The organism is Janthinobacterium sp. B9-8, assembly GCF_000969645.2.
In the GTDB taxonomy this organism is placed as follows: Bacteria; Pseudomonadota; Gammaproteobacteria; order Burkholderiales; family Chitinibacteraceae; genus Iodobacter.
Genome location: NZ_CP014222.1, coordinates 4,414,468 through 4,436,716, shown reverse-complemented (window position 1 = coordinate 4,436,716; position 22,249 = coordinate 4,414,468). Strand labels below are relative to the sequence as shown.

The 22,249-nt window shown below is 48.5% G+C and carries 20 protein-coding genes; 15 read left to right on the top strand and 5 right to left on the bottom strand.

Going from position 1 to position 22,249, the window contains the following annotated elements; translation table 11 throughout:
• Positions 1–28 precede the first annotated feature (28 nt).
• Positions 29–1,198: a methionine adenosyltransferase gene (gene metK / locus VN23_RS19935; protein WP_269465465.1), complete on the top strand. Its 1,170-nt coding sequence runs from the start codon at positions 29–31 to the stop codon at positions 1,196–1,198.
• Between the two features lie 194 nt (positions 1,199–1,392).
• On the opposite strand, the gene VN23_RS19930 is transcribed toward metK, so the two are convergent.
• Complete coding sequence (locus tag VN23_RS19930) at positions 1,393–2,367, bottom strand: choice-of-anchor A family protein (RefSeq protein WP_046350514.1); 975 nt, start codon at positions 2,365–2,367, stop codon at positions 1,393–1,395.
• 291 nt (positions 2,368–2,658) lie between these two features.
• Complete coding sequence (locus tag VN23_RS19925; RefSeq protein ID WP_046350515.1) at positions 2,659–3,534, bottom strand: DMT family transporter; 876 nt, start codon at positions 3,532–3,534, stop codon at positions 2,659–2,661.
• Between the two features lie 118 nt (positions 3,535–3,652).
• Here VN23_RS19925 and VN23_RS19920 point away from each other — a divergent pair, with 118 nt between their 5' ends.
• The 5 genes from VN23_RS19920 to VN23_RS19900 all read left to right on the top strand — a co-directional run bounded on the left by VN23_RS19920 (position 3,653) and on the right by VN23_RS19900 (position 10,141).
• Entirely contained in the window at positions 3,653–4,444 is a 792-nt protein-coding gene (locus VN23_RS19920; RefSeq protein ID WP_046350516.1) for an AraC family transcriptional regulator, read from the top strand.
• A 218-nt stretch (positions 4,445–4,662) separates the two neighbouring features.
• A complete protein-coding gene (locus tag VN23_RS19915) occupies positions 4,663–6,681 on the top strand; it encodes a DUF2298 domain-containing protein (RefSeq protein ID WP_046350517.1) in 2,019 nt (672 codons plus the stop codon).
• A 45-nt stretch (positions 6,682–6,726) separates the two neighbouring features.
• Entirely contained in the window at positions 6,727–7,698 is a 972-nt protein-coding gene (locus VN23_RS19910; RefSeq protein ID WP_046350518.1) for a glycosyltransferase family 2 protein, read from the top strand.
• Positions 7,699–7,758: 60 nt separating this feature from the next.
• Entirely contained in the window at positions 7,759–8,718 is a 960-nt protein-coding gene (locus VN23_RS19905; RefSeq protein WP_046350519.1) for a lysylphosphatidylglycerol synthase transmembrane domain-containing protein, read from the top strand.
• Between the two features lie 97 nt (positions 8,719–8,815).
• Positions 8,816–10,141, top strand: coding sequence for an NAD(P)/FAD-dependent oxidoreductase (locus VN23_RS19900; protein ID WP_046350520.1), 1,326 nt, complete (start codon positions 8,816–8,818; stop codon positions 10,139–10,141).
• Positions 10,142–10,402: 261 nt separating this feature from the next.
• Here the strand turns inward: VN23_RS19900 and VN23_RS19895 are convergent, their stop codons facing one another.
• Positions 10,403–10,801: a YidB family protein gene (locus VN23_RS19895; RefSeq protein WP_046350521.1), complete on the bottom strand. Its 399-nt coding sequence runs from the start codon at positions 10,799–10,801 to the stop codon at positions 10,403–10,405.
• A 289-nt stretch (positions 10,802–11,090) separates the two neighbouring features.
• On the opposite strand from VN23_RS19895, the gene VN23_RS19890 reads away from it, so the two are divergent.
• The 9 genes from VN23_RS19890 to VN23_RS19850 all read left to right on the top strand — a co-directional run bounded on the left by VN23_RS19890 (position 11,091) and on the right by VN23_RS19850 (position 19,988).
• Positions 11,091–11,336, top strand: a complete 246-nt coding sequence (locus VN23_RS19890) for a YfhL family 4Fe-4S dicluster ferredoxin (RefSeq protein ID WP_046350522.1) — start codon at positions 11,091–11,093, stop codon at positions 11,334–11,336.
• A gap of 156 nt (positions 11,337–11,492) precedes the next feature.
• Positions 11,493–12,218 carry a two-component system response regulator RstA gene (gene rstA / locus VN23_RS19885; protein WP_046350523.1) on the top strand — a complete coding sequence of 242 codons (726 nt, stop codon included), beginning with the start codon at positions 11,493–11,495 and terminating at the stop codon, positions 12,216–12,218.
• A gap of 65 nt (positions 12,219–12,283) precedes the next feature.
• Positions 12,284–13,594 carry an ATP-binding protein gene (locus VN23_RS19880; RefSeq protein ID WP_046350524.1) on the top strand — a complete coding sequence of 437 codons (1,311 nt, stop codon included), beginning with the start codon at positions 12,284–12,286 and terminating at the stop codon, positions 13,592–13,594.
• A gap of 131 nt (positions 13,595–13,725) precedes the next feature.
• Positions 13,726–14,421: a hypothetical protein gene (locus VN23_RS19875; protein ID WP_062654943.1), complete on the top strand. Its 696-nt coding sequence runs from the start codon at positions 13,726–13,728 to the stop codon at positions 14,419–14,421.
• A 161-nt stretch (positions 14,422–14,582) separates the two neighbouring features.
• Positions 14,583–15,356 (top strand): trypsin-like serine peptidase, encoded by a 774-nt coding sequence (locus VN23_RS19870; RefSeq protein WP_046350525.1) that lies wholly within the window; start codon positions 14,583–14,585, stop codon positions 15,354–15,356.
• A 32-nt stretch (positions 15,357–15,388) separates the two neighbouring features.
• Positions 15,389–16,645 (top strand): glutamate-5-semialdehyde dehydrogenase, encoded by a 1,257-nt coding sequence (locus VN23_RS19865; protein WP_046350526.1) that lies wholly within the window; start codon positions 15,389–15,391, stop codon positions 16,643–16,645.
• Positions 16,645–17,271, top strand: a complete 627-nt coding sequence (gene nadD / locus VN23_RS19860) for a nicotinate-nucleotide adenylyltransferase (protein WP_046350527.1) — start codon at positions 16,645–16,647, stop codon at positions 17,269–17,271. The genes VN23_RS19865 and nadD overlap by 1 nt, the downstream gene beginning before the upstream one ends.
• Positions 17,272–17,401: 130 nt before the next feature.
• Complete coding sequence (gene rsfS, locus VN23_RS19855; RefSeq protein WP_197432968.1) at positions 17,402–17,773, top strand: ribosome silencing factor; 372 nt, start codon at positions 17,402–17,404, stop codon at positions 17,771–17,773.
• 55 nt (positions 17,774–17,828) lie between these two features.
• A complete protein-coding gene (locus VN23_RS19850) occupies positions 17,829–19,988 on the top strand; it encodes a CHASE domain-containing protein (protein WP_046350529.1) in 2,160 nt (719 codons plus the stop codon).
• A gap of 95 nt (positions 19,989–20,083) precedes the next feature.
• Here the strand turns inward: VN23_RS19850 and VN23_RS19845 are convergent, their stop codons facing one another.
• On the bottom strand, positions 20,084–21,532 hold the full coding sequence (locus VN23_RS19845; RefSeq protein ID WP_046350530.1) for an ATP-binding protein: 1,449 nt from the start codon (positions 21,530–21,532) through the stop codon (positions 20,084–20,086).
• Complete coding sequence (locus VN23_RS19840; protein WP_046350531.1) at positions 21,522–22,238, bottom strand: response regulator; 717 nt, start codon at positions 22,236–22,238, stop codon at positions 21,522–21,524. The genes VN23_RS19845 and VN23_RS19840 overlap by 11 nt, the downstream gene beginning before the upstream one ends.
• Positions 22,239–22,249: the final 11 nt, after the last annotated feature.

Below are 22,249 nucleotides of genomic sequence, written 5' to 3'. Positions count from 1 at the left end.
TGTTAAGCCCCTCTTTGACAGGGAAACAATTATGAAAGAATTCCTCTTTACCTCCGAATCAGTTTCTGAAGGGCATCCGGATAAGGTCGCCGACCAAATTTCCGATTCCATCCTTGACGCGATTCTGACGCAAGACAAGCATGCGCGTGTTGCTGCAGAAACACTGGTCAATACTGGCCTTGTGGTGCTGGCCGGTGAAATTACCACCCATGCCAATGTGGATTACATTCAAATCGCCCGCGATACCATCAAGCGTATCGGCTACGACCATAGCGATATCGGCTTCGATTACAAAACCTGCGCCGTGCTGGTGGCTTATGACAAGCAAAGCCCGGACATCGCTCAAGGCGTTAACGAAGGCCAGGGATTAGATTTAGACCAAGGCGCTGGCGATCAAGGCCTGATGTTTGGCTATGCTTGCGATGAAACACCACAGCTGATGCCGATGCCGATTTACTACTCGCACCGCCTGATGCAGCGCCAATCAGAAGTTCGCAAAGACGGCCGCCTACCTTGGCTACGTCCGGATGCCAAATCGCAAGTAACGGTTCGCTACGATAAAGACACCGGCATGGCGACAGGCATTGATACGATTGTGCTGTCTACCCAACACCACCCGGATGTCAGCCACGCTCAGCTTTCTGAAGCCGTGATTGAAGAAATCATCAAGCCAGTGATTCCACCAGAGTTATTAGTTGGCACTAAATACCTGATCAACCCGACAGGCCGTTTTGTGATCGGCGGCCCGATGGGTGATTGCGGTTTAACCGGCCGTAAAATCATTGTAGATACCTACGGCGGTGCAGCCCCACACGGTGGTGGCGCATTTTCGGGTAAAGACCCTTCCAAAGTAGACCGCTCAGCCGCTTATGCTGGCCGTTATGTGGCAAAGAATATCGTTGCTGCAGGGATTGCTAAGCAATGCCTGGTGCAAGTGTCCTACGCAATTGGCGTGGCGCAACCGGTATCGATCATGGTGGATACATGGGGCACAGGTAAATTGCCTGAGCACGAAATTGTTGAGCTGATTAAACAGCACTTCGATTTACGCCCGAAAGGCATTATCCAGATGCTGGATCTGCTGCGCCCGGTATACACACGTACTGCGGCTTATGGTCATTTCGGCCGTGAAGAGCCAGATTTCTCGTGGGAGCGTACTGATAAAGTTGAAGCTCTGCGCGCGGCGGCGGGGCTGTAACTCCGGGAATGGCGGTGTAGCCCCATGGTGCTGTTAGCGCACAAGAATCAGACTTCTCAATGGGAGAAGCACTGATAAAGTTGAAGCTCTGCGCGCAGCGGCTGGGCTGTAAATACTGCATCAATGCTGGATCACTCCAGCCTGATAAAAAACGGGGAAGCCAAAGCTTCCCCGTTTTTTTATGCCTGTTGCAATTATCTTTTACTACGGCGACGCATCATCAAACCAACTAATCCCAAACCCATCAGCGCATAGGTTTCTGGCTCTGGCACTGGTGTAGTTAAATTGCCCTTAAATGGCTCGTAACCTAATTCCAAATTACTTTCTAAGGAATTAGCAACCAAAGTACCTTCAACGTGTGCTTGGCCGTAAATCGCTGCCTGTGGCGCTAAAATGCTACCCCAGACAAAGGTATTAACCGACAGTTTTGTTGCCGTTGGCAAATTAAACAAGATATTACCGCGCATCGCTTCCATCTGGCCTAACTGGCCGCCCGCTAAAACAATATCGCTAAAACTGCCTGTATAATTAATAATAACCGTTGCATCTTTTTTAATGTCGGTTAATTTTAGATTTAAAAATTCACTGGCTTTTAAATTAAATACCTGACGATCAGATTTATTATCGCCCTTTAAAGTAAACCCGCCATTTTCATTAATTACCTGACCGTTACTTTTATCAGCGGCAAGGCTTTTAGATAGGGCCGTTAAATCTTTTTTGGCTTTATCAAAATCCACTACAGAGCTGATCTTAGAACCTGCACGCAAATCAGCCCAACCACTCTTATTAACGATCTTGCCACCCACAACGCCGTAGCCGTCTTTAAAAGCACCCAGCTCTTGCTTTACATCCGGGCCATGGTTTGCATTGCTGTCTACTTTTGTTTTCGAGCCATTGTAGATATCCAGCTGCTTATCGACCATATTTCCCCTTACTACCAAGGAAGGCCCTTTTTCGCCATAAGCATTGCGATAGCCAATCGTATTTAAAGTCGCTGCCGTTAGATTACCGCCAACAGCCAGCTTACCCTCTACATCATTACCACCATTTACATTTGAGAAGAAAAAACCACTGTATTCATTAGCAATTCCTAAATTAGAAATTGCTGCTGATGCGGGTTGAGCAAATGCTAATATGGCAGCAGAAATCAAAGTAAAACGAGCAATCATCGCATACCCCTCTTTTGTGATTAATGCAAAAGAGGGGATTATGACGAGTTCATTCAAGCCTAGGGTTTTAATTTAGTAATCTGCCAGAAATAATAGATAAACATTTCAGAGTACAAAGGCATATTTGCTACTAAATTGTTTTCTGGCAAGCCGTCCTGACACAAGCAAACACAAGGCCTTGGCTAATTAAAAACACCTACGTAAAACACACTACAAATAATTTTACGGGCTACTTATTTATGAAAAAAAAACGGTTGTTCTGTTAAAAAAACCCAACAAATAATCTTTTGCTTATTTATTCAAAAATGACCAAGATCTGAGCTGCGCCAAAATAACACCAAAAAGCACCAGCCCCCCGCCCAGCAAATGAAAGCCCTGAATCTTCTCGCCTAAGCTCACCGTTGCAAGCACGGCCGTAAAGAGCGGTAATAGATTCATAAATACGGCCGTACGATCTGCGCCAAGGCGGTGCACACCCTGCATCCAGCAATAGGCAGCGATCAAAGATGAAGCAATCCCGGCAAACAACACCAAACCGACACCTTGTGCTGGAATCGCCATCGTTTGTGCACTAAACGCCACCGGAATCAAAATCACCACCGCCAGCACTATCTGAACATACAAATTATGCCAATGGCTAAATGGCAAAGCCCAGCGGCGCAATAAAATACCGTACAGCGCGTAAGCCACAGTGCCGATCAGCATCAAGGCGTCGCCATGATTAATCCCGCTCAATAACAAACTAGCAGGATGCCCCTGGCCCAATAAATACAAGACGCCACAAAGCGAGCAAAAAACGCCTAAGGCCGCCGCAACACTTGGCTTGGTTTTCGTCATCAAAGCATTCAGCAGCAAAGATGAGAGCGGAACCAAAGAAGTAATCACACCCATATTGGTGGCCGTAGTGCTATGTGCTGCGTAATAGGCGATGCATTGAAACAACACCATACCTAGCAGTGCCAACACTAGAAATTTACCCAAATAGGGGCGAATGGCGAGTCGTTGCTGCCAGACTGCTTTCAGGCAAAAAGGCGTGAGCACTAAGGCGGCTAAAAACCAGCGATAAAAAGAAATGGCAGCAGGATCGAGCACGCCCGCTGCGGCTTTGGAAACCACGGTATTGGTGGCCCAGATCATGACCGCCAGCAGGGGAAAAAGAATAGGCATAAAGCTTGTCTTTCTAAAATGATGAATTGCCACTAGTATAATCCTGTCTTTTTTAATGCAAGTACGCCAAAACAGACATTCCATATTTAGAAACAGACAAGTTTAAGTAAATCATAAAATGCCCAACACCTACTTTGCCGCCGATTTAGCCCTGCCAGCGCCAAATCCTCTGTATTTACGCTATCAACAGATGCAAGCTGACACTCAATACAACAGCCATCAACATCCCTGGGGGCAGTTGAGCTGGATTAGCCTAGGAGTTATGGACCTTGAGTTAGAGCAGCAGCACCTGATTGCACCCGCCAATTACTTAACATGGGTGCCCGCAGACACCCCGCATTCTGCCTATGTACGCCAGGCGCTCAATTACACATCCATCTATGTTTCAGCCCACTTAGCCCGGCTACTCCCAAAGGAAGCTTGCCTGCTCACCAGCACCCCGCTAATCAGCGCTTTAATTAGCGACTTTGGCCAGCGGCAGCTCGGCCATATGCAAGATACAAGTGATCAAAATCAAGCAGAACTGCTGATTACCCGGCTCAGCCAGTGTAAATGCGCACCCAATTTCTTGCCCGGCAGCAGAGACACGCTGATCGCGCCCATTTTAAAAGCGCTGCAAGCTGAGCCAGACAATGCCCTGAGCTTAAGCAGCTGGGCCAGAGCCGTGCATAGCACCGAGCGCACGCTGGCCCGGCGTTTTCAGAGTGAGCTAGGCATGAGCTTTGGACAATGCCGCAATCGCATCCGTGTTTTACAAGCGCTGGCGTGGTTAAAAGAAGACAAAACGATTCAAGAGATTGCCTGGCGGCTTGGCTATAGCACGCCATCGGCTTTTATTGCCATGTTTAAACAATTAATCGGCTTTTCACCGGAGCGCTACCGGCAGCAAATGCAAGAAAGCCGCTCTTAGTTTTAATGCATAAAAATAAGCTTAGTCTGCAATCAAAAGCGCTCACCTTTCTAATTCTCCCATTACATTTATTACAAGCATGCGAAAGCTTGATGAATCCATGCAATCGACATCAATCAAAAATCACATCGCCATTTGTAATTAATGCAGAAATAGGATAAAAACGAGACTCAAGCGCTCATCGCCTGAATATAAATAAAAAGAAGGGATGCTCACAGATGACGATGATTCACCTCGCTGCAAGCCTAGCCTTGCTGTGGCTGCATTTGGCTGGCCTCACCTTAGTGCTGGGCCAGTACTTACCCTATGCCATCGCCAGAGCATCGGGCGTGCTATTGATTACGCTGCTGATGTTTTTTATTGAGCATTTTATTGGCTTAGGTAATCTCAATGGTCTTTGGCCCATCACGGCGATTCTTGCCGCAGCATCTCTTTATTTATTTAAACAGGAAGCACGCAGTAGCCGTTTTAAAGCCGCCGAAATCGCTTTTCTATTGGCGCTAGCCTATGGGCTAATTTGGAAGTTTATATTCCCTGCGATTTATCCAACATCGGAGCGAGTCACCGATCTTTATTTTATGGCCAATTATTATTCAGGCAGCGTTTTACCACCGCCCGATCATTGGTTTGCAGGTCATCGCTTTGATTTCTATTACGCCTTTCAGCACTACGCCGCTGCGCTGATGGGCAGGCTGTTTGGCTGGGATATTGGTTTTACCTATAACATCGCTTTTGCGCTCTTAATGGCACTGGGCCTCAGCCTTGCTTGGGAGTTTGCCACACGTTTTGTCGCCAGCCGCTTGCATCGCCTAGTGCTGATTCTTGCCCTCGCCCTCGGTGGCACGGGTGTTTCACCGCTGTTAAATTTATTTGTCACCCCCACCAGCGATAGCCCGATCAGCTGGCAAGCTAATGATGAAATGTGGGCTAGTGCACGTTTTATTGGCAGCTACGATGCGCGAGTTAATACTGATTTAGGCCGGCAACTCTTTCCCCTGCTCACCCCTGAAACTAAACCAACGCCTGATTTTGAAGCGCGGGATTTGCCGCTAGAAAACTTTGGCTATCAGTTTTTCCTCGGCGATTACCATCCGCCGCTCGGTGGCTTCTTTCTGCTGTTTTTAGCACTGGCACTGATCGCATGGCTAGAGCAAAAACGTAGCGATCAGCCCGATGAAATCCTCCATGCCCGCTTTGCCCAAAGCCTGCTCGCACTCACGCTGCCGGTAATGCTCATCACCAATACATGGATCACCCCCATGCTAGCCGTACTGCTATTTACTTGGGCGCTCTGGCGGCATTACGGCAAAAACCCACCTGCTTGGGGCGCTATTTTTGCAGGCGGCACACTCGGATTTTTGCTGATTTACCCTTTCTTAGCTGGCTTTGCCAGCCAAGCGATCGGCACGCCGATCCGGCTAGTGCACAACATTGATCGCACACCGATTGCCCAATTTATCCTGCTACTCTGGCCGCTATTAGCGCTGTTTGCACTGGCCCTCACCGAAAAACGCCAGCGCCCGCTGGCCATTGCCCTCGTCATCGCCTTTGCCATCATGCTGCTCTTGGGCGAATTTATCTTTGTCGATGACCCAAGCGTGGGCAAATTCGAGCGCACCAATACCACCATGAAATGGTGGGGCTGGATGTGGAGCGGGGCGCTTCTGGCGGCAGGGGCAATGGCCTTAGGCTCTGGCCGCCGCTGGGTGCGCAACGCTGCCGCCGCTGTTTTGCTGCTCACTTGCAGCTACACCATCAATACCACGCAATATATCTGGCATACCCCAAAAGGAGATCTGGGCAAGCTCGCTGGCACGCATTGGTTTAGCAATGATGCGCCGGTGAAAGACACCATTCAATATCTGAGCCAAGCGCCAAAGGGCATCGTGCTAGAAAACTGGCTGGGTGATGCTTACACAAATCAAACGTTATTCTCACTCTATGCCCAGCAGCCTTCTTTACTCGGCTGGCCTAATCATGTCAGCTTGTGGCATGGTGCACCTCAGGAAGTCTGGCTGCTTAATCAGCAAATTAAAGATTTTTACCTAGACAGCCTCCCCAGCCCGCTAGCTTGGCTGAAGCAAAACAAAGTTCAGTACGTGGTATGGGGCAGGCCGGAAAACACGTCACCCGCGTGGCAAACGATTAATGCAGCCATTGCCGCAGAGTACGACTGGCGACCTTTCCTAGAAACCTCCGATACCCGCATGGGGCTTTGGATCAAAAGACAAAAATAATAATGAGCTGGCATAAGCACGGCCCATATCACCGAGGATGACGAGATGCTACTGTCGATTGTCGTGCCCTGTTACAACGAAGAAGCCGTCATTGCAGAAACGCTGAAGCGCCTCTCTGCCTTTAGCCGTGAGGTAAATGGCTTAGATATTGAGTTTATTTTTGTCGACGATGGCAGCAAAGATGCCACGCGCAGCATCTTAAAACAGCACGCTGCGCACGATCATCGTATTCGTTTGATTGGTTTTTCACGCAATTTTGGCCATCAAATTGCAGTGACCGCAGGTGTTGATGCCGCTCGGGGCGATGCAGTGGTGCTCATCGACGCCGATTTGCAAGACCCGCCCGAAGCCATCCACGGCATGATAGAAAAATGGCAGGCAGGCTTTGACGTGGTTTACGGCACCCGCACCGATAGGCCCGGCGAATCAGCATTTAAACGCGCCACCGCCAAAGGCTTTTACCGCCTGCTCAATCGCCTGTCTGATGTGCCAATCCCACTGGATACCGGCGATTTCCGCCTGATGAGCCGCCCCGTGATCGACACACTACGGGCCATGCCCGAGCGCGATCGCTTTGTGCGCGGCATGGTCAGCTGGGCAGGTTTCAAACAAATTGCACTGCCTTATCAGCGCGCCAAACGCTTTGCTGGGGAAAGCAAATATCCACTGTCTAAGATGATCCGCTTTGCCAGCGATGGCATTATGTCTTTCTCTGCCAAGCCTTTGCAGCTAGCCATGGCGATGGGAATGGGTACGTCTTTGCTGGCGCTCATCGGAATTTTTTATGCACTGTTTTTACGCATCTTTACCAATATCTGGGTAGAAGGCTGGACGGCCTTAATGATTGCGGTGCTGTTCTTAGGCGGGGTTCAACTGATTTGCGTCGGTATTTTAGGCGAGTACATTGGCCGTATTTACAAAGAATCTAAGCAAAGGCCGCTGTACGTTGTACAGGAATATTGTGGCTTTAACGATGAAATCGCTTTCTCACGCAGCCCCGTAGTCGATAGAAAATAATCGATTGATCGCCATAAGCAGCAAATGGCGGGTTTTAGCCGCTCCTTTTAAAGAATTTCTATGAAACGTCATATCCGCAGCATTATTGGTCTTATCATCGCCATTTTTTTAATTGGGCTTATTTTTCAGAAAACCGATGGCATTCAGCTGATTGCTGCGATGAAAAGCAGTAACCCGCTTTGGCTACTGGCTGGTTTAATCATTTTTTCGATCGGGCTGGTCGGCCGCGCAGCCCGCTGGAGCAGCATGCTGCGCACCAGCAGCCCAAACGCCACACCACGCGCCTGCCTGCAGCCTTTTTTAAGCAGCCTGGCGCTCAATAATATTCTGCCTTTTCGTGCAGGCGATCTAGCCCGCACTTTTGCATTTAATAAGGAGCTCGGCACAGGCCCAGGCCAGGTACTTGCCTCTTTATTAGTAGAAAGGCTGCTCGATTTAGCCAGCTTGCTCTTGTTTCTGGCGCTTGGCTTATGGGCTTTTGACATACACAGCCTGCCCACCTTTGGCAAAGTAGGGGCAAGTGGTGCCGCGCTCATCGCCCTGATTATTTTTGTATTCCTAGCTTTCCCCCGTTGCTTACAAATTTTTATTAATGCCTGCCTGCGCCTCATTCACAAACTAGCGCCCAATAGTGGCAATCATTTGGCCGATGAAGTGGCAGACGCCATCAAGCTACTGGCAACTCTTGGCGGGCGACGCATTCTGCCGCTGATTGCCATAAGCCTGATCGTTTGGGGATTAGAAGGACTTACATTCTGGTGTGTAGCGCAAAGTGTGCCGGGGCTAATAAATAGTGCGGGCGCATGGTTTGCCCTGCCGCTGGCCACACTGGCAACGCTTATCCCAAGCACTCCCGGTTATGTGGGCACCTTTGATTACTTTGCCATCCTTGCCATGAAACTAACAAATAATGACAGCGTGCCCGCTGCCGCCTTTGCCTTGATTGCCCACTTACTGATCTGGCTTCCCCCCACCTTGGTCGGCGGAATATGGCTATTAATTTCCCGGAAGAAATCATGAAGGAATACACCATCGCTGATGAGTTTACTCAATCAGAAATGATCACCGCCGCTTGCCTTTCAGTCATTCATAGCCGTTTGCTTTCCCGGAGAAATAAATGACGACCCAGCACACTCAAGTCGCCATCATTGGTGCAGGTTTTACCGGGCTGGCTGCCGCTTATGAATTAGGTAAAGCGGGAGTTAGTGTCACCATTATCGAAGCCGAGGCCAATATCGGCGGCCTTGCTGCTGCCTTTGATATTGGAGATAAAGCGGAAAAACTAGATCGCTTTTATCACCACTGGTTTACCAATGATTTAGAAGTGATGCAGCTGATTACTGAGCTGAACCTTTGCGATAAAGTAAAAATAAACCCCAGCAATACCGGCATGTATTACGCCAACCAGTTTTTTAAGCTCTCCACCCCTTGGGATTTACTTAAATTTAAACCGCTGGCTTTTCCTGACCGAATCCGCCTTGGGCTACTGGCTCTAAAAGCCCGCAAAGTAGAAAACTGGCAGGAGCTAGAAAACAAAACCGCCGCAGAATGGCTCACCGAGCTGGGCGGTGCAAATGTGTATCGTATCGTTTGGGAACCATTATTACGCGGTAAATTTGGCGCAGTAGCCGAGCAAATTTCTGCCGTTTGGTTCTGGAATAAACTCAAACTACGCGGCGGCAGCAGGGGTAAAAGCGGAGAAGAGCGGCTGGCCTATTTTAAAGGCGGCTTTGTTGCCTTAGTCGACGCGCTGGCCGCCAAAGTTAAACGCTTGGGTGGTGAAATTCAAACCAGCAACCCCGTATTATCCATCCAGCCCGAAGGCAATAGCTGGCGAATTAAAACCGCAGGGGGCGATATTCTGGCAGACCGGGTGATCTCTACCCCTGCCCTGCCCTTACTGGCACAAATGATTGAAGACTGGGCCAGCCCGGAATACTTAGCCAAACTCAACCGGATTAACTATCTAGCCAATGTCTGCCTTGTGCTGGAGCTGGATCACTCGTTGTCTGACACCTATTGGCTCAATGTAAACGATCCTAGCTTTCCCTTTGTGGGCGTGATTGAGCACACCAACTTTCAGAGCATTAAAAATTACGATGGCAAACACATCGTTTACTTATCCAAATATCTGCCGCATACCGATGCGCTGTATTTAATGAGCGATGACGAGCTGCTCGCCTTTGCCCTGCCTCACTTAAAACGCATGTTCCCCAAATTTGAAGATGCATGGATCAAAAAACACCACGTTTGGCATGCCCGCTGGGCGCAACCTGTGGTTGAAAAACACTATAGCCAGCTGATTCCTGCCTGCGAAAGCCCTAAACGCGGCCTGTTTTTAGCTTCCATGGCGCAAATTTACCCAGAAGACCGGGGCACCAATTACGCCATCCGCGAGGGGCGAAGAATGGGCAGGCATTTAAGTGATTTGATTCAACCTTGATATAAATGACCGAGGGGATGCCGTAAAACCCAGACATTGAAACACGGAGAAAAACGAGGCTTTATAGATTGTGTGCCTTGCTTTTTCCTCATAAGAAATAAAAAATTTGTAGGATGGGCACACGGTTTTATCGTGCCCACCCTACATTTGAGACCAAGGCTAGCTGAAAAATATTGCTAAGCAGATACCTTTTTAGTCTCCTTGAAGTCGAGACGTAAAAAAGCCCCAAATGGGGCTTTTTTCAATCGGACATCCAATTCATTAGCCAAATAACTTACCCTTCAGCATATCTAGGCCTGCGGATAAAACATTATTGCCTTCCGGCACTTCGCCATTAGGGGTGAGCTTATCCACCAGTTGCGGCAAGTATTCTGAAATTTTTCCGGCAGCTTCCGTTGGATCAATCCCCAGCTTCTCTGCAACCGAAGCCACTGCATCGCTACCCAGCACCGCTTGAATTTGCTCGCCGCTCACTGGCAAATTCTCCCCGCTACCCACCCAAGATTGAACAAGCTCGGATAAACCACCATTTTGAAACTTCTCTACCAAACCAGAAATGCCGCCTTGCTGCTCCAACACGCCAGACAAAGATTGCACCAAGCCTTCTGGCAATTCTTTCCCACCCAAAAGCTGCCCAGCTAATTGATCTAAAAGTCCCATACGGTTTGCTCCTAGCAAGATGTGTGAATGGCTATTCTGCCCTAAAAATACATCATTTGTTCAAACGGCAAAGGCGACAATAAAGACATGGGCATACTGAATCAGAATTAAGCTTCATACATTGTATTAATCCCACACATTAAGCCTCAATCATCAAAAAAATGCTCCAAAACACAACACTCACTCCATCTGTCGGCTCAGCTTTTTTACAGCACCGTTGTCGTGGCATGGCAGAACATGGGACAATTTGCTTATCTATTTTTTATTGCATTGCCAAGGATTTAGCATCATGGCCCTAATCATTACCGATGAATGTATCAATTGCGACGTCTGCGAGCCAGAATGCCCAAACAGCGCAATCAGCCAAGGCGATGAAATCTATGTCATCGATCCTAATCTCTGTACCGAATGTGTTGGCCATTATGATGAGCCACAATGCCAGCAAGTGTGCCCGGTTGACTGTATACCGCTAGACCCTGAGCACAAGGAAACCAAAGAAGAACTGCATCAAAAATACCTGATCATCAGCGCTTAAGGCCTTAAACAGCGAAGTGCATTGCGCCATTTAGAAATAAAAAACAAAGCAATATGCTTCGCCCACTGTCGTTAGAAGTACCTTTTTTACCTCCACCCAAGCCGTCATAAGGCTCTGGGCCTCTTTGCCCGCTATCCCATTCCAGAGAATATTCTAATGAATCACCGCATTCTTTTTGTTGAAGATGATGCTGAACTGGCGGAACTGGTTGGTAGTTATTTACGCTCGTTTGAATTTAATATTGAAGTCTTGCCTGATGGCAGTGGCTTAGTTGAGGCGGTACGTAATAATCCGCCCTCGCTGGTGCTGCTCGATATTATGCTGCCCGGCAAAGATGGCCTGACCCTGTGCCGGGAATTACGCGAGTTCTGGACTGGCCCTGTGATCTTGCTCACTTCGCTCAATAGCGATATGAACCAGATTTTAGGTTTTGAAATTGGCGCCACCGATTATGTGGTGAAAACCACACCCCCTTCAGTGCTGCTCGCCCGGATTCGTGCTCATCTGCGCAAAACAGCAGGCGGTACGCCCATCGTATCCTGTGCCGCCCCCGCGCCCGATCGCTCCACACTTAATTTTGGCCAGCTTTTAGTAGATTTGCGTAATCGCACCGCCAGCTATCGCGGCGAAGCATTGGGCTTATCAACTGGAGATTTTGATTTGCTCTGGGCTTTAGCCAGCCAGGCCGGAGATATTTTATCGCGCGATCACTTATTAAAAGTATTACGCGGGATTGAATACGATGGCATGGATAGGAGCATCGACGTGGCGATTTCCCGTTTACGTAAAAAGCTGGACGACGATCCTAACGAGCCGCGCAAAATTAAAACCATACGCCACAAAGGCTATTTATTTGCGACCGATATTTGGTGGCAGGAATAAGCCTTTCAGCCATCAGGGATCAAGCTCGCCTTGATCCCTGCACCCTCACGATCTGACAGCTAAATATGCGCCAACTCTTTTTACGTTTTTATCTCACCGTTGTGGTTTGCTTTTTAGCCTCGTCCCTCGTTATTGGTGCGCTGTATAAAAACCTGCTCGAACGCAGCAATGAGCATTACCTCTCTGATATTTTCAAAACCACGATCAGTGTGATTGAGTCTGCACTTGGCGATTTACCCTCGTCTATTTGGCACGATGAAGTAAAGCGCCTTAAAAATAAACTCCCCCTACCGGTAGAAATTGAAACGCTGAGCACTTACACACTCAGCCCGGCAAATCAGCAAGCGCTGGTTAATGGCGATATTATTTTTTTGCAGAATCAAGACGTTTACCTGCACCGTATTCCCGATACGGGCCTGATGGTTGTTCTTGGCCCTGTGCCTTATTTACAAAGATTAGATAATTTCGCCTGGGCCGATTTAGTGGCCCTGCTGCTAATGTGTGCAGCATTAGGCCTGCCTACCTGGCTATGGCTACGCCCGCTATGGCGTGATCTGCAACATATGGCAAGGCAAAGCCGCCAGTTGGGGGAAGGAGACTTCAGCACTCGCGTTACCTTGCATGAAGGCTCTACGCTTAATTCGCTCGGCGTAACCTTTAATCGAATGGCGCACGATGTAGAAGAGCTCACCGCCAGCCGCAAGGCCCTGATTGATGCGGTATCGCATGATTTGCGTACACCACTGGCACGACTGCGTTATCGACTGGAAGCGATTAAAAGCGGGGCAGAAAGCGGCCAGCAAATTATTGCCATTGAACGAGATCTAGGCCAGATCGATGAGCTAATCGAAGAATGGCTCACTATGTCTACCCTGGATAAACCACACCTCAATTTAGAAACACAGCCCATCGAAATATTGCCTTGGCTCAAACGCCAAATCAGTGAATTTAGTAGCCAAGGCAATATCACGCCCGACTTAATTAATCTTTTACCCGGAAAAACGCCTTTTCTTGAGGCCGATAGCCATTACCTCACTCGGGCACTTGCCAATTTAATGGGCAATGCAAGGCGCTATGGTGGTACAGAAATAGTGCTAACGATCGAGTGGGAAAACGGCATCGCCAAACTGCATGTCGATGATAATGGCCAGGGCATCCCTGAATCTGAGCGCCAGCGCCTGCTACAACCCTTTGAGCGCTTAGAAGTCAGCCGTAATCGCCAAACTGGCGGCTTTGGCCTAGGGCTAGCCATCGTTTCTATGATTATGCGCGGACATAAGGGCGCGGCCTTAATTAACGATGCTCCCTTAGGTGGCGCTCGCGTGACATTATGCTGGCCCACTCCACTCAAAGATGGCAGGTTGGCACTGAAGTAAGATCAAGCCTTTGGCCAATACGTACATAGCGTTACAGACTGCTACCAAGGGCTTATCGAGTTTTAAAGAGGAAGTGTTGATAATCCATTCCATAGCAACACTAATCAAATACTCCCTCAAGGAATAAACAAATGAACAAGCTTCTTGCCGTATTGCTCGCTACAGTTTTCGTTTCAGCTACTTCATTCGCTGCTGACACTACTGCTTCTACCGCTTCTACTGTTAAAGCAGTTAAAGTAGAAAAGCACGCTAAGAAAGCAAAAGTAGCTCCAGCATCTGCTGCTTCTACAGTACAAAAGGCTCAAGCTAAGAAAGTAGCTGCTTCTGCTGCTTCTACAGTACAAAAGGCTCAAGCTAAGAAAGTAGCTGCTTCTGCTGCTTCTACAGTTCAAAAAGCTCAAGCTAAGAAAGCAGCTGCTTCTGCTGCTTCTACAGTTCAAAAAGCACAAGCTAAGAAAGTAGCTGCATCTGCTGCTTCTACAGTTCAAAAAGCTCAAGCTAAGAAAGTAGCTGCTTCTGCTGCTTCTACAGTTCAAAAAGCACAAGCTAAGAAAGCAGCTGCATCTGCTGCTTCTACAGTACAAAAAGCTCAAGCTAAGAAAGTAGCCGCTTCTGCTGCTTCTACAGTTCAAAAAGCACAAGCTAAGAAAGCAGCTGCATCTGCTGCTTCTACAGTACAAAAAGCTCAAGCTAAGAAAGTAGCCGCTTCTGCTGCTTCTACAGTTCAAAAAGCACAAGCTAAGAAAGCAGCTGCATCTGCTGCTTCTACAGTACAAAAAGCTCAAGCTAAGAAAGTAGCCGCTTCTGCTGCTTCTGCTGCTAAGTAATCGCATTCGCTGTGCCAAAAACGGGGACTTCGGTCCCCGTTTTTGTTGTTTATAAAGATACCTTTGGATAAGGAACCTAAGCGTAGATTGCTTATCCAAATCTGTCTTACTCTCCTATCCCCTATGCAATAAGCGGGATAACTCACTACTGAAAACAAATTATGAAATACGCACTTACCTTCCTTGCCTTAATCCTTTCTGCCAGCAGCTTTGCCCAAACCAGTAAGGAAAACAAGGCCCTGTTTTTTGGGCAAGATGATCGCGTTTTTATTAAAGCGCCCTATGCTCAGCCTTTTGCTGCCATTGGACAACTCGAAACAGCCGCAGCAAGCACTTGCACCGCCACCTTAGTGGCTCCCGATTTAGCGATTACCGCCGCCCATTGCTTTTTAATGGAAGCAAAAAAACTGGATGCGGGTCGCTGGTTTAAAGCGGGCTTTCATAAAGGTGAGTATCAAGCTCGCTATCAAGTACTATCGCAATCATTTCACCCGCGCTTTCAAAAAGGCTTGGTTTACAAAGGCGAAGATGTTTATATCCAGGATTCTGCCGCAGCCTATGACATTGCGTGGTTAAAACTGAAGCTAGTTGACGGAAAAGCCCCAACGCCCTTGCCCTTATTTAGCGGCAATAAAGCGGAATTAAAAGCCATTATTGCGGCCAATAAATCCTTAGTGACCCAAGCCGGCTTTGCCGAAGACCACGATAGCGAGCTGACTGCGCATCAGGATTGCAAAATCACCCGCTTACGCTCGAACAATACAATTTATCATCGTTGCGACACTTTAGCGGGGGATTCAGGCTCACCCATTTGGCTCAATAGTGAAGCAGGCCCCTTGATTATTGCGGTGCAAAGCTCTGCTCCGGATTGGTTTAATCGTAAAAAAGCCGATAACGTCGGTGTAACAGTCTTGCAACTACCGCCTAAACCCTGATAATTACAACTCAAAGGCGAAAAGGTAGAGAAATGGATATCAAAGCTTATATGCAGCAAGTGGGTCGCCAGGCCCGTGCGGCCAGTCGGCACATGGCAAAAGCCGATACGCAGACCAAAAATCAGGCATTAAATGCAATTGCCGATGCGCTGCTGCGCGATGCGGATGCTTTGCTTGCAGCCAATAATCTCGATATGGAACAAGCCAAGCAAGATGGCCTAGAGCCTGCCATGCTTGATCGCCTGCTCCTTACACCTAAGACCATTGAAAGCATGGCCGATGGCCTGCGTCAGATTGCCAGCCTGCCCGACCCTGTTGGCGAGATGAGCGATTTCAAATTTCGCCCTTCCGGCATCCAGCTCGGCAAAATGCGTGTGCCTTTGGGTGTGATTGGCATTATTTACGAAGCCCGCCCAAATGTGACAGCAGACGCAGCGGGCCTCTGTATTAAATCAGGCAATGCCACCATTTTACGCGGCGGCCGCGAAGCCTTTTATTGCAATCAGGCCATCGCGCTCTGTGTAAGCGAAGGCTTAAAAGTAGCGGGCTTACCGACCACTGCAGTGCAAATTATTGAAACGCCTGATCGCGCTGCCGTAGGCGAGCTGATCACCATGAGCGAATTTGTCGATGTGATCGTACCACGTGGCGGCAAGGGTCTGATTGCCCGAATTGCCGCGGACGCGCGCATTCCAGTCATCAAGCATTTAGACGGCATTTGCCATGTCTATATCGATGACGAAGCCGATCCGGTTAAAGCGATTGCCATTAGCGATAACGCCAAAACGCATCGTTATGGCACATGCAACACCATGGAAACGCTGCTGGTTCACGAAACCGTTGCCGAGCTGATTTTGCCACCGCTGGCCGAAATCTATGCCGCGAAAGGTGTTGAGCTACGCGGCTGCGCAAAAACGCTGGCCGTGCTGCCACAAATCAATACCGCGACAGAAGAAGACTGGGCTACCGAATACCTCGCGCCTATTTTATCTATCAAAATAGTCAGCGATTTAGACGAGGCAATCGAGCATATTAATACCTGGGGCAGCCATCATACCGATGCAATCATCACTGAAAACTACACAAAATCACGGCAATTTTTGCGTGAAGTAGATTCATCCAGCGTGATGGTGAATGCCTCTACCCGCTTTGCCGATGGCTTTGAATATGGCTTAGGTGCAGAAATTGGCATTTCCACTGATAAAATTCATGCTCGCGGCCCGGTTGGCTTAAATGGCTTAACCAGCGAAAAATGGATTGTTTTTGGCAACGGCGAAATCCGTAGCTAATGCAGCAGGCGCTGGGCATTTACGGCGGCACTTTTAACCCGGTGCACTTTGGACATTTAGCCTTAGCTCGTGCCTTACGAGATACCTTTGCTTTAAGCGAAGTCCGGCTCATTCCAACGGGTGTACCACCACACCGCACACCAGACGTAAGCGCTACGCAACGCCTGGAATGGCTCAAGCTTTCTTTAATTGGTGAGAAAAATCTAATTGCCGATGAAAGAGAAGTAAAAAAAGGGAAGGTCAGCTTTACTTTTGACACCCTGACAGAATTACAACAGGAACAACCGCATAGCCTGTTAGTCTGGCTGATAGGTGGCGATTCATTCGCTCATCTGCCAAGCTGGTATCGATGGCAAGAACTGTTGGAAATGGGGCATTTAGTGGTAGCCAATCGCCCCGGTTTTGACAAACTCCCCGCAGACATAGCAGGGGAATTTGCCAAACGATATGTAGAAGCGTCCCCGCAAGCCTTGGCTCGGGGTAAAATCAGCGTATTACCTACGCCGCTGATGCCCGTTTCTTCAACGACCGTACGTGAGAAGCTTGCACGCGGTGAGGATGTAAGCAATCTAAGCCCGATTGCCGCAATACTGCAGCAATCGAGTCTTTACTCTAAAAACACTTAATGTGCTAAAAACACCTGATGTGTTTTTATATTTTGAAATACTGCTTTGTTGAATTACTTATCAGGCAGCACAGCTATTGCGGCCGCTTTGCAATAGCCACTTTTTACTTTGGAAACACATAACAATGGCAATGAACGAATACACTCAAGCAATGCGCGCACTTGCAATGACCGCACTGGAAGACATCAAGGGCAAAGATATTATTGACCTAGACACCACTGAACTAACCGATCTGTTTGATTGCATGATTGTTTGTACAGGTGACTCAAACCGCCAGGTTCGCGCATTAGCGAATAATGTAGCCGTTGATCTAAAAGCCAAGGGCTATGAAATCATGAGCACCGAAGGCCACGAATCCGGTGAATGGGTACTGGTTGATGCAGGTTCACTGGTTGTGCATGTAATGCTGCCACCTGTTCGTGATTACTATGATCTGGAACAACTCTGGGGTGGTCAAAAACCAACATTCAGCCCGCTTGGCAAGCCTTGGAGCGCCGTATAAGGAAGTTCTGCTACCTTAGATTCTTAAGGTAGCAAAGTAAGCAGAGACCCACTTAATGAGTATTTTATCGCTATCGCGCAACTATCGCGTAGCACTACGCAGTTTCGTAGTGGGGCTTCTGCTCACAGCCGGCTTACAAGCATGGCTTAATTTTCAACACCAAGGCCACGCCCAAGCCCAGCTCGCTCATCTTGCTCGCGACTATGCCGAGCGAATTGAATTTAAACTAGATGCAGAAATCAACATTCTGCGCGGCATACAAAATGCCTTTATTGCCAATCCCAATCTTAATAAAAAAACCTTTTCTACTATTTTAAAACAGCAAAATATTCAAGGCCGCTTCCCTGATTTTGTTTCTGTCCATTTTATCAGGGAAATAAAAACAGCTGATTTAGAAAGATATATTGCACAACGCAAACTTGACGACCCCGGCTTTAGCGTTAGCCTAAACAGCCCTCGCCCCGTATATCAGATTGTTGATTATGTGTTTCCTGAAAGTGCACCTTTGTACGAGCCAGCAGGCACTGATATTAGCTCGCAAACCAGTAATTTAATCGCCATTGAATACGCGCGTGATCAAGGGCGTGGTGTGGCCTCTCCTGCTTACCCGCTCAATGGCTATAAAAATAACCCTCTTGGTTTTGTTATTCATTTTCCGATTTATACACCGAATAAACCAATCACCAATCAAAAGGAAAGACGAGCCGCCTTTGTGGGATCTGTGGGTGCTATTTTTACAATTGAGAAAACGGTTACATGGTTAGGCAAAGATATAGAAAAAAACATACGCCTGCAATTGCAAGATACCGGGGCAACATCAGGCTTAAATGAGCAGAAAAAAAGCCAGATCATCTACCCACATAAGAATAAAACACATCTTGCGCCAAATAATGAATTAACGGCGAATGCCTTAATTCAGTTTCCGGGTCGGCAATGGCGTCTTAGCCTCTATGCCCCAGTGAGTGCATTTCCTCAGCCCAACCTGTTAAATTATCTGCTATGGATTTTAGGTATTTCTCTTTCTGCTTTTATTGCAATACTATTGCAACGCCAAAGAAACAGCCGCGAATCAGCATTAGATTTAGCAGAACAAATCACTCAGGATTTACGTAAGAATGAGCAACACTATCAGCAAATGGCCCAGCTTACCGAGGAATCACACGATTTAATTATCAGCCGTGATTTACAAGGGAAAATTATCTACGCCAATCGGGCTGCACGCATCTATTTTGCAGATAGCACCCCTATTTTATTAGGCAAAAACAAGCCACTATTACTTTCTGCCGAACTGGCGATTAATGAAACGCCCATTTTGCAAGAATGCCAGCATAGCAATGCAGAAGGTGAATTGCATTTTTTCGAGCTTACTTTATTCCCGCTTTATAATCAGGAAGAGAAACACGTAGGCTCGGCTATGTTTGCCCACGATATTACCCAGCATAAAGAATTATTTATAGAGTTACAAAAAAGCCGAGAGCGCTTTGCCTCATTGGTAGAGATGTCGGCGGATTGGTATTGGGAACAGGATAAAGATTGCCGGTTCACGCAAGTTTCGCCCGGCTTTTTTAAGCAGCATGCGATAAACCGTAAATCGATTATTGGCCATCAACGTTGGGATTTAAGTGACGGGCGCTTATCCAGCGAAGAATGGCGCGTACATAAAGCGCAGCTTGATGCCCATAAAAGCTTTCATGATTTTATTTATACCATGCAAGCAGGTCCAGGCAGCCTCATTATCCGCACCTCAGGTCAGCCGTATTTTAATGAGCAAGGGGAGTTTCTTGGCTATCGCGGAATAGGGCATGACATTACCGCCAGCAGAAATAATGAACAAGCCGCTCAGCTAGAGCAGCAAAGAATTGCTTCAATATTAAATACCATGGCCGATGGTGTCATTACCCTCGCTTTAAATGGGGATATTGAATTTATGAATCCAGCGGCCATTCATTTACTCAATTGCCGAACGGCCACAACCATAGGCAAACATATTGATCATATTTACCGTGTTATTTCTGCAGAAGAACACACGCCGCTGGCTTCGCTGCTATCAATCGCACTCAGTGCAGTAGAAACCACCCCCGCCCCCAGAGAAGTGCTACTCCTGAACGCGCGCAGCCATTCTATGCTGATTTATGAATCGCTGATTCATTTGAAAAACAGTAAAGGAACGCTCACTGGGCTGGCTTTGATTTTCCACGCAATTCACCGTAAATAGACACCCATTCAAAAGCTCTCCGGCAAAGTATGCTGACAAAGGCCGTGCAATACGGCAAGGAGGCATGCCGCCACTGGGGAATTTTTGCGTAAACATCATGGCAAGGTGACTGAAACCAATAAGCCCCCTTGCGGATGGTTGCTCAGCTCCAGCTTTCCACCATGAGCCTGCACAATATTTTGCGCAATGCCCAGCCCAAGCCCCATGCCCTGCTGATTGCTATTTCTGCCATGCTCCAAGCGTGTATAAGGCTGAAACAGCGTTGGCAACGCCTCAACAGGCACACCGGGGCCATCATCATGCAGGGTAATACAAACCCCGACGCCCTCCACAGGACTTGCCGCAATACGCGCCCTTTTGCCGTAAAACAAAGCATTATCCAACAGGTTCACTAAGGCACGGCGCAAAGCCAGCGGCTTGGCGCTCACTTTTAAACCACAGGGCTGATACACCACATCATGCCCGGCCAACATTGCATCCCTTACCATGCGGCCAATCAGTTGGTCCAGAGCCAGCTCAGTATGGTTTTCATGGATATCGGTGTCTTTTACGCTTTGCAAAGCGCCTTTCACCATCATATCCAGCTCGTCTAAATCCTCCTGAAATGCCTGGCCCGCTTCTTCATCATCGAGTAATTCTGCACGTAATTTCAGCCGGGTAATCGGCGTGCGCAAATCGTGCGATATCGAGGCAAACAGGCGTTCCCTATCCTCCAAATAAAGCTGTATTCGTTCCCGCATCGCAGTAAACGCACGCGCGGTGCGCACAAACTCTCGGCTGCCTGTTTCTGGCAAAGTGGGCGATTCGCCCTTGCCAAAAGCGACCGCCGCTTCGGATAGCGCGGCAAGGGGCTGGGTAATCCAGCTCACCACCAAAATCGACAGCAACAATACAGTAGCAAGGGTTAAGCCCTGCAAAAGCAAGCGATCAAACGGCAATGGATTGCCATTGTCTAAAAAATAGGGATCGGGCATTAAGGTAGCTAAATACAGCCAGCCCCCCGGCTCGATCTCAGCCTGAATCACCAGCACAGGTGCGGGGCGAGGCTTAATCAGCAGGGTGTGCTGTACCCATTCTTCAGGTAAATCGGCGACCGTTACGCCCTCATCCGACACGACCAAGCCATCGGGCATAGCAAAGCCAATCCGCACATCCGATAGCCTTGGCAAATCATGACTAAAGGTCACCCGCACCATATCCAGCACCGCTTTAGAAAGCGCCGATTCAGGGATATCTTGGATCTCGACGGGGGCACGATTGACACTGACAAAAAAACGGGTGCCGCCCATATCACGCAATTGTTCGATCAGGATGGGGCGATAATTCGGCGGCAAACTTTGGAAAAAACGCACCGCACTAGCGGCCCCCGCGCCAATATGCTGAGCAGCCGCACCCACTTCTAGCGCGGCTTTAGTTTTAAGCTGATTGGCCCATAGCCAGTTACCAATCAGCATGGTGGTCAGCACCCCGAGCACCATGACGAGGGATAAACGCCCCAGTAAAGAAGGCGGCATCAAACGCCGCGCCCAAGGGCTAAGGCGCATGGCTACTGGTTACCTGCGCAGAAAACACATAGCCCGCACCCCTAACGGTTTTAATCAACTCAGGCTGTTTGCCGTCATCGTGTAGGCGCTGGCGCAAGCGGCTGATTTGCACATCTAATGATCGGTCGAGCGGCCCCACATCTCGGCCACGGGTTTGCTCGGCGAGGATATTTCTATCCAAGATCTGCCCGGAATGCTCGGCAAAGTATTTAAGCAGCTGAAAATCCAATCCGGTCAGCACCACACTCACCCCCGCCGGGTCGATCAGGCTGCGCTCGACGGTATCCAGGCAAAAACCAAGAAAATGGTAGTAACGTGGTGCAATGGCGTTATCCAAGCCACTACGGCGATGAATCGCCTTGATACGAGCCAGTAACTCGCGCGGATTATAAGGCTTGGCAATATAGTCGTCCGCACCCAGCTCCAGCCCCACAATTCGATCAGTTTCATCCGAATTAGCGGTCAGCATAATAATGGCCACATTCGATTGCCGCCTTACCGCCTGGCAAAGCGCAAAACCATCGGTGTCGGGCAGCATCACATCCAAGATCACCAAGCTCAACTCTTCCTGATAGCGGGCAAATTCCGCCAGAAAACTAGCACCATCGTGGGCCAAGTAAACCTCATACTGGTTTTTTTCCAGATAGGTTTTAAGCAGGGTGCGGGTTTTTTGATCGTCATCGACCACTAAAATTTTACGACTCATGGGTGGCCTTT

Coding starts and splice junctions, on each gene's coding strand:
- VN23_RS19930 (WP_046350514.1), bottom strand. CDS start 2,367: ATGATTGCTCGTTTTACTTTGATTTCTGCTGCCATATTAGCATTTGCT.
- VN23_RS19925 (WP_046350515.1), bottom strand. CDS start 3,534: ATGCCTATTCTTTTTCCCCTGCTGGCGGTCATGATCTGGGCCACCAAT.
- VN23_RS19920 (WP_046350516.1), top strand. CDS start 3,653: ATGCCCAACACCTACTTTGCCGCCGATTTAGCCCTGCCAGCGCCAAAT.
- VN23_RS19915 (WP_046350517.1), top strand. CDS start 4,663: ATGACGATGATTCACCTCGCTGCAAGCCTAGCCTTGCTGTGGCTGCAT.
- VN23_RS19910 (WP_046350518.1), top strand. CDS start 6,727: ATGCTACTGTCGATTGTCGTGCCCTGTTACAACGAAGAAGCCGTCATT.
- VN23_RS19905 (WP_046350519.1), top strand. CDS start 7,759: ATGAAACGTCATATCCGCAGCATTATTGGTCTTATCATCGCCATTTTT.
- VN23_RS19900 (WP_046350520.1), top strand. CDS start 8,816: ATGACGACCCAGCACACTCAAGTCGCCATCATTGGTGCAGGTTTTACC.
- VN23_RS19895 (WP_046350521.1), bottom strand. CDS start 10,801: ATGGGACTTTTAGATCAATTAGCTGGGCAGCTTTTGGGTGGGAAAGAA.
- VN23_RS19890 (WP_046350522.1), top strand. CDS start 11,091: ATGGCCCTAATCATTACCGATGAATGTATCAATTGCGACGTCTGCGAG.
- rstA (WP_046350523.1), top strand. CDS start 11,493: ATGAATCACCGCATTCTTTTTGTTGAAGATGATGCTGAACTGGCGGAA.
- VN23_RS19880 (WP_046350524.1), top strand. CDS start 12,284: ATGCGCCAACTCTTTTTACGTTTTTATCTCACCGTTGTGGTTTGCTTT.
- VN23_RS19875 (WP_062654943.1), top strand. CDS start 13,726: ATGAACAAGCTTCTTGCCGTATTGCTCGCTACAGTTTTCGTTTCAGCT.
- VN23_RS19870 (WP_046350525.1), top strand. CDS start 14,583: ATGAAATACGCACTTACCTTCCTTGCCTTAATCCTTTCTGCCAGCAGC.
- VN23_RS19865 (WP_046350526.1), top strand. CDS start 15,389: ATGGATATCAAAGCTTATATGCAGCAAGTGGGTCGCCAGGCCCGTGCG.
- nadD (WP_046350527.1), top strand. CDS start 16,645: ATGCAGCAGGCGCTGGGCATTTACGGCGGCACTTTTAACCCGGTGCAC.
- rsfS (WP_197432968.1), top strand. CDS start 17,402: ATGAACGAATACACTCAAGCAATGCGCGCACTTGCAATGACCGCACTG.
- VN23_RS19850 (WP_046350529.1), top strand. CDS start 17,829: ATGAGTATTTTATCGCTATCGCGCAACTATCGCGTAGCACTACGCAGT.
- VN23_RS19845 (WP_046350530.1), bottom strand. CDS start 21,532: ATGCGCCTTAGCCCTTGGGCGCGGCGTTTGATGCCGCCTTCTTTACTG.
- VN23_RS19840 (WP_046350531.1), bottom strand. CDS start 22,238: ATGAGTCGTAAAATTTTAGTGGTCGATGACGATCAAAAAACCCGCACC.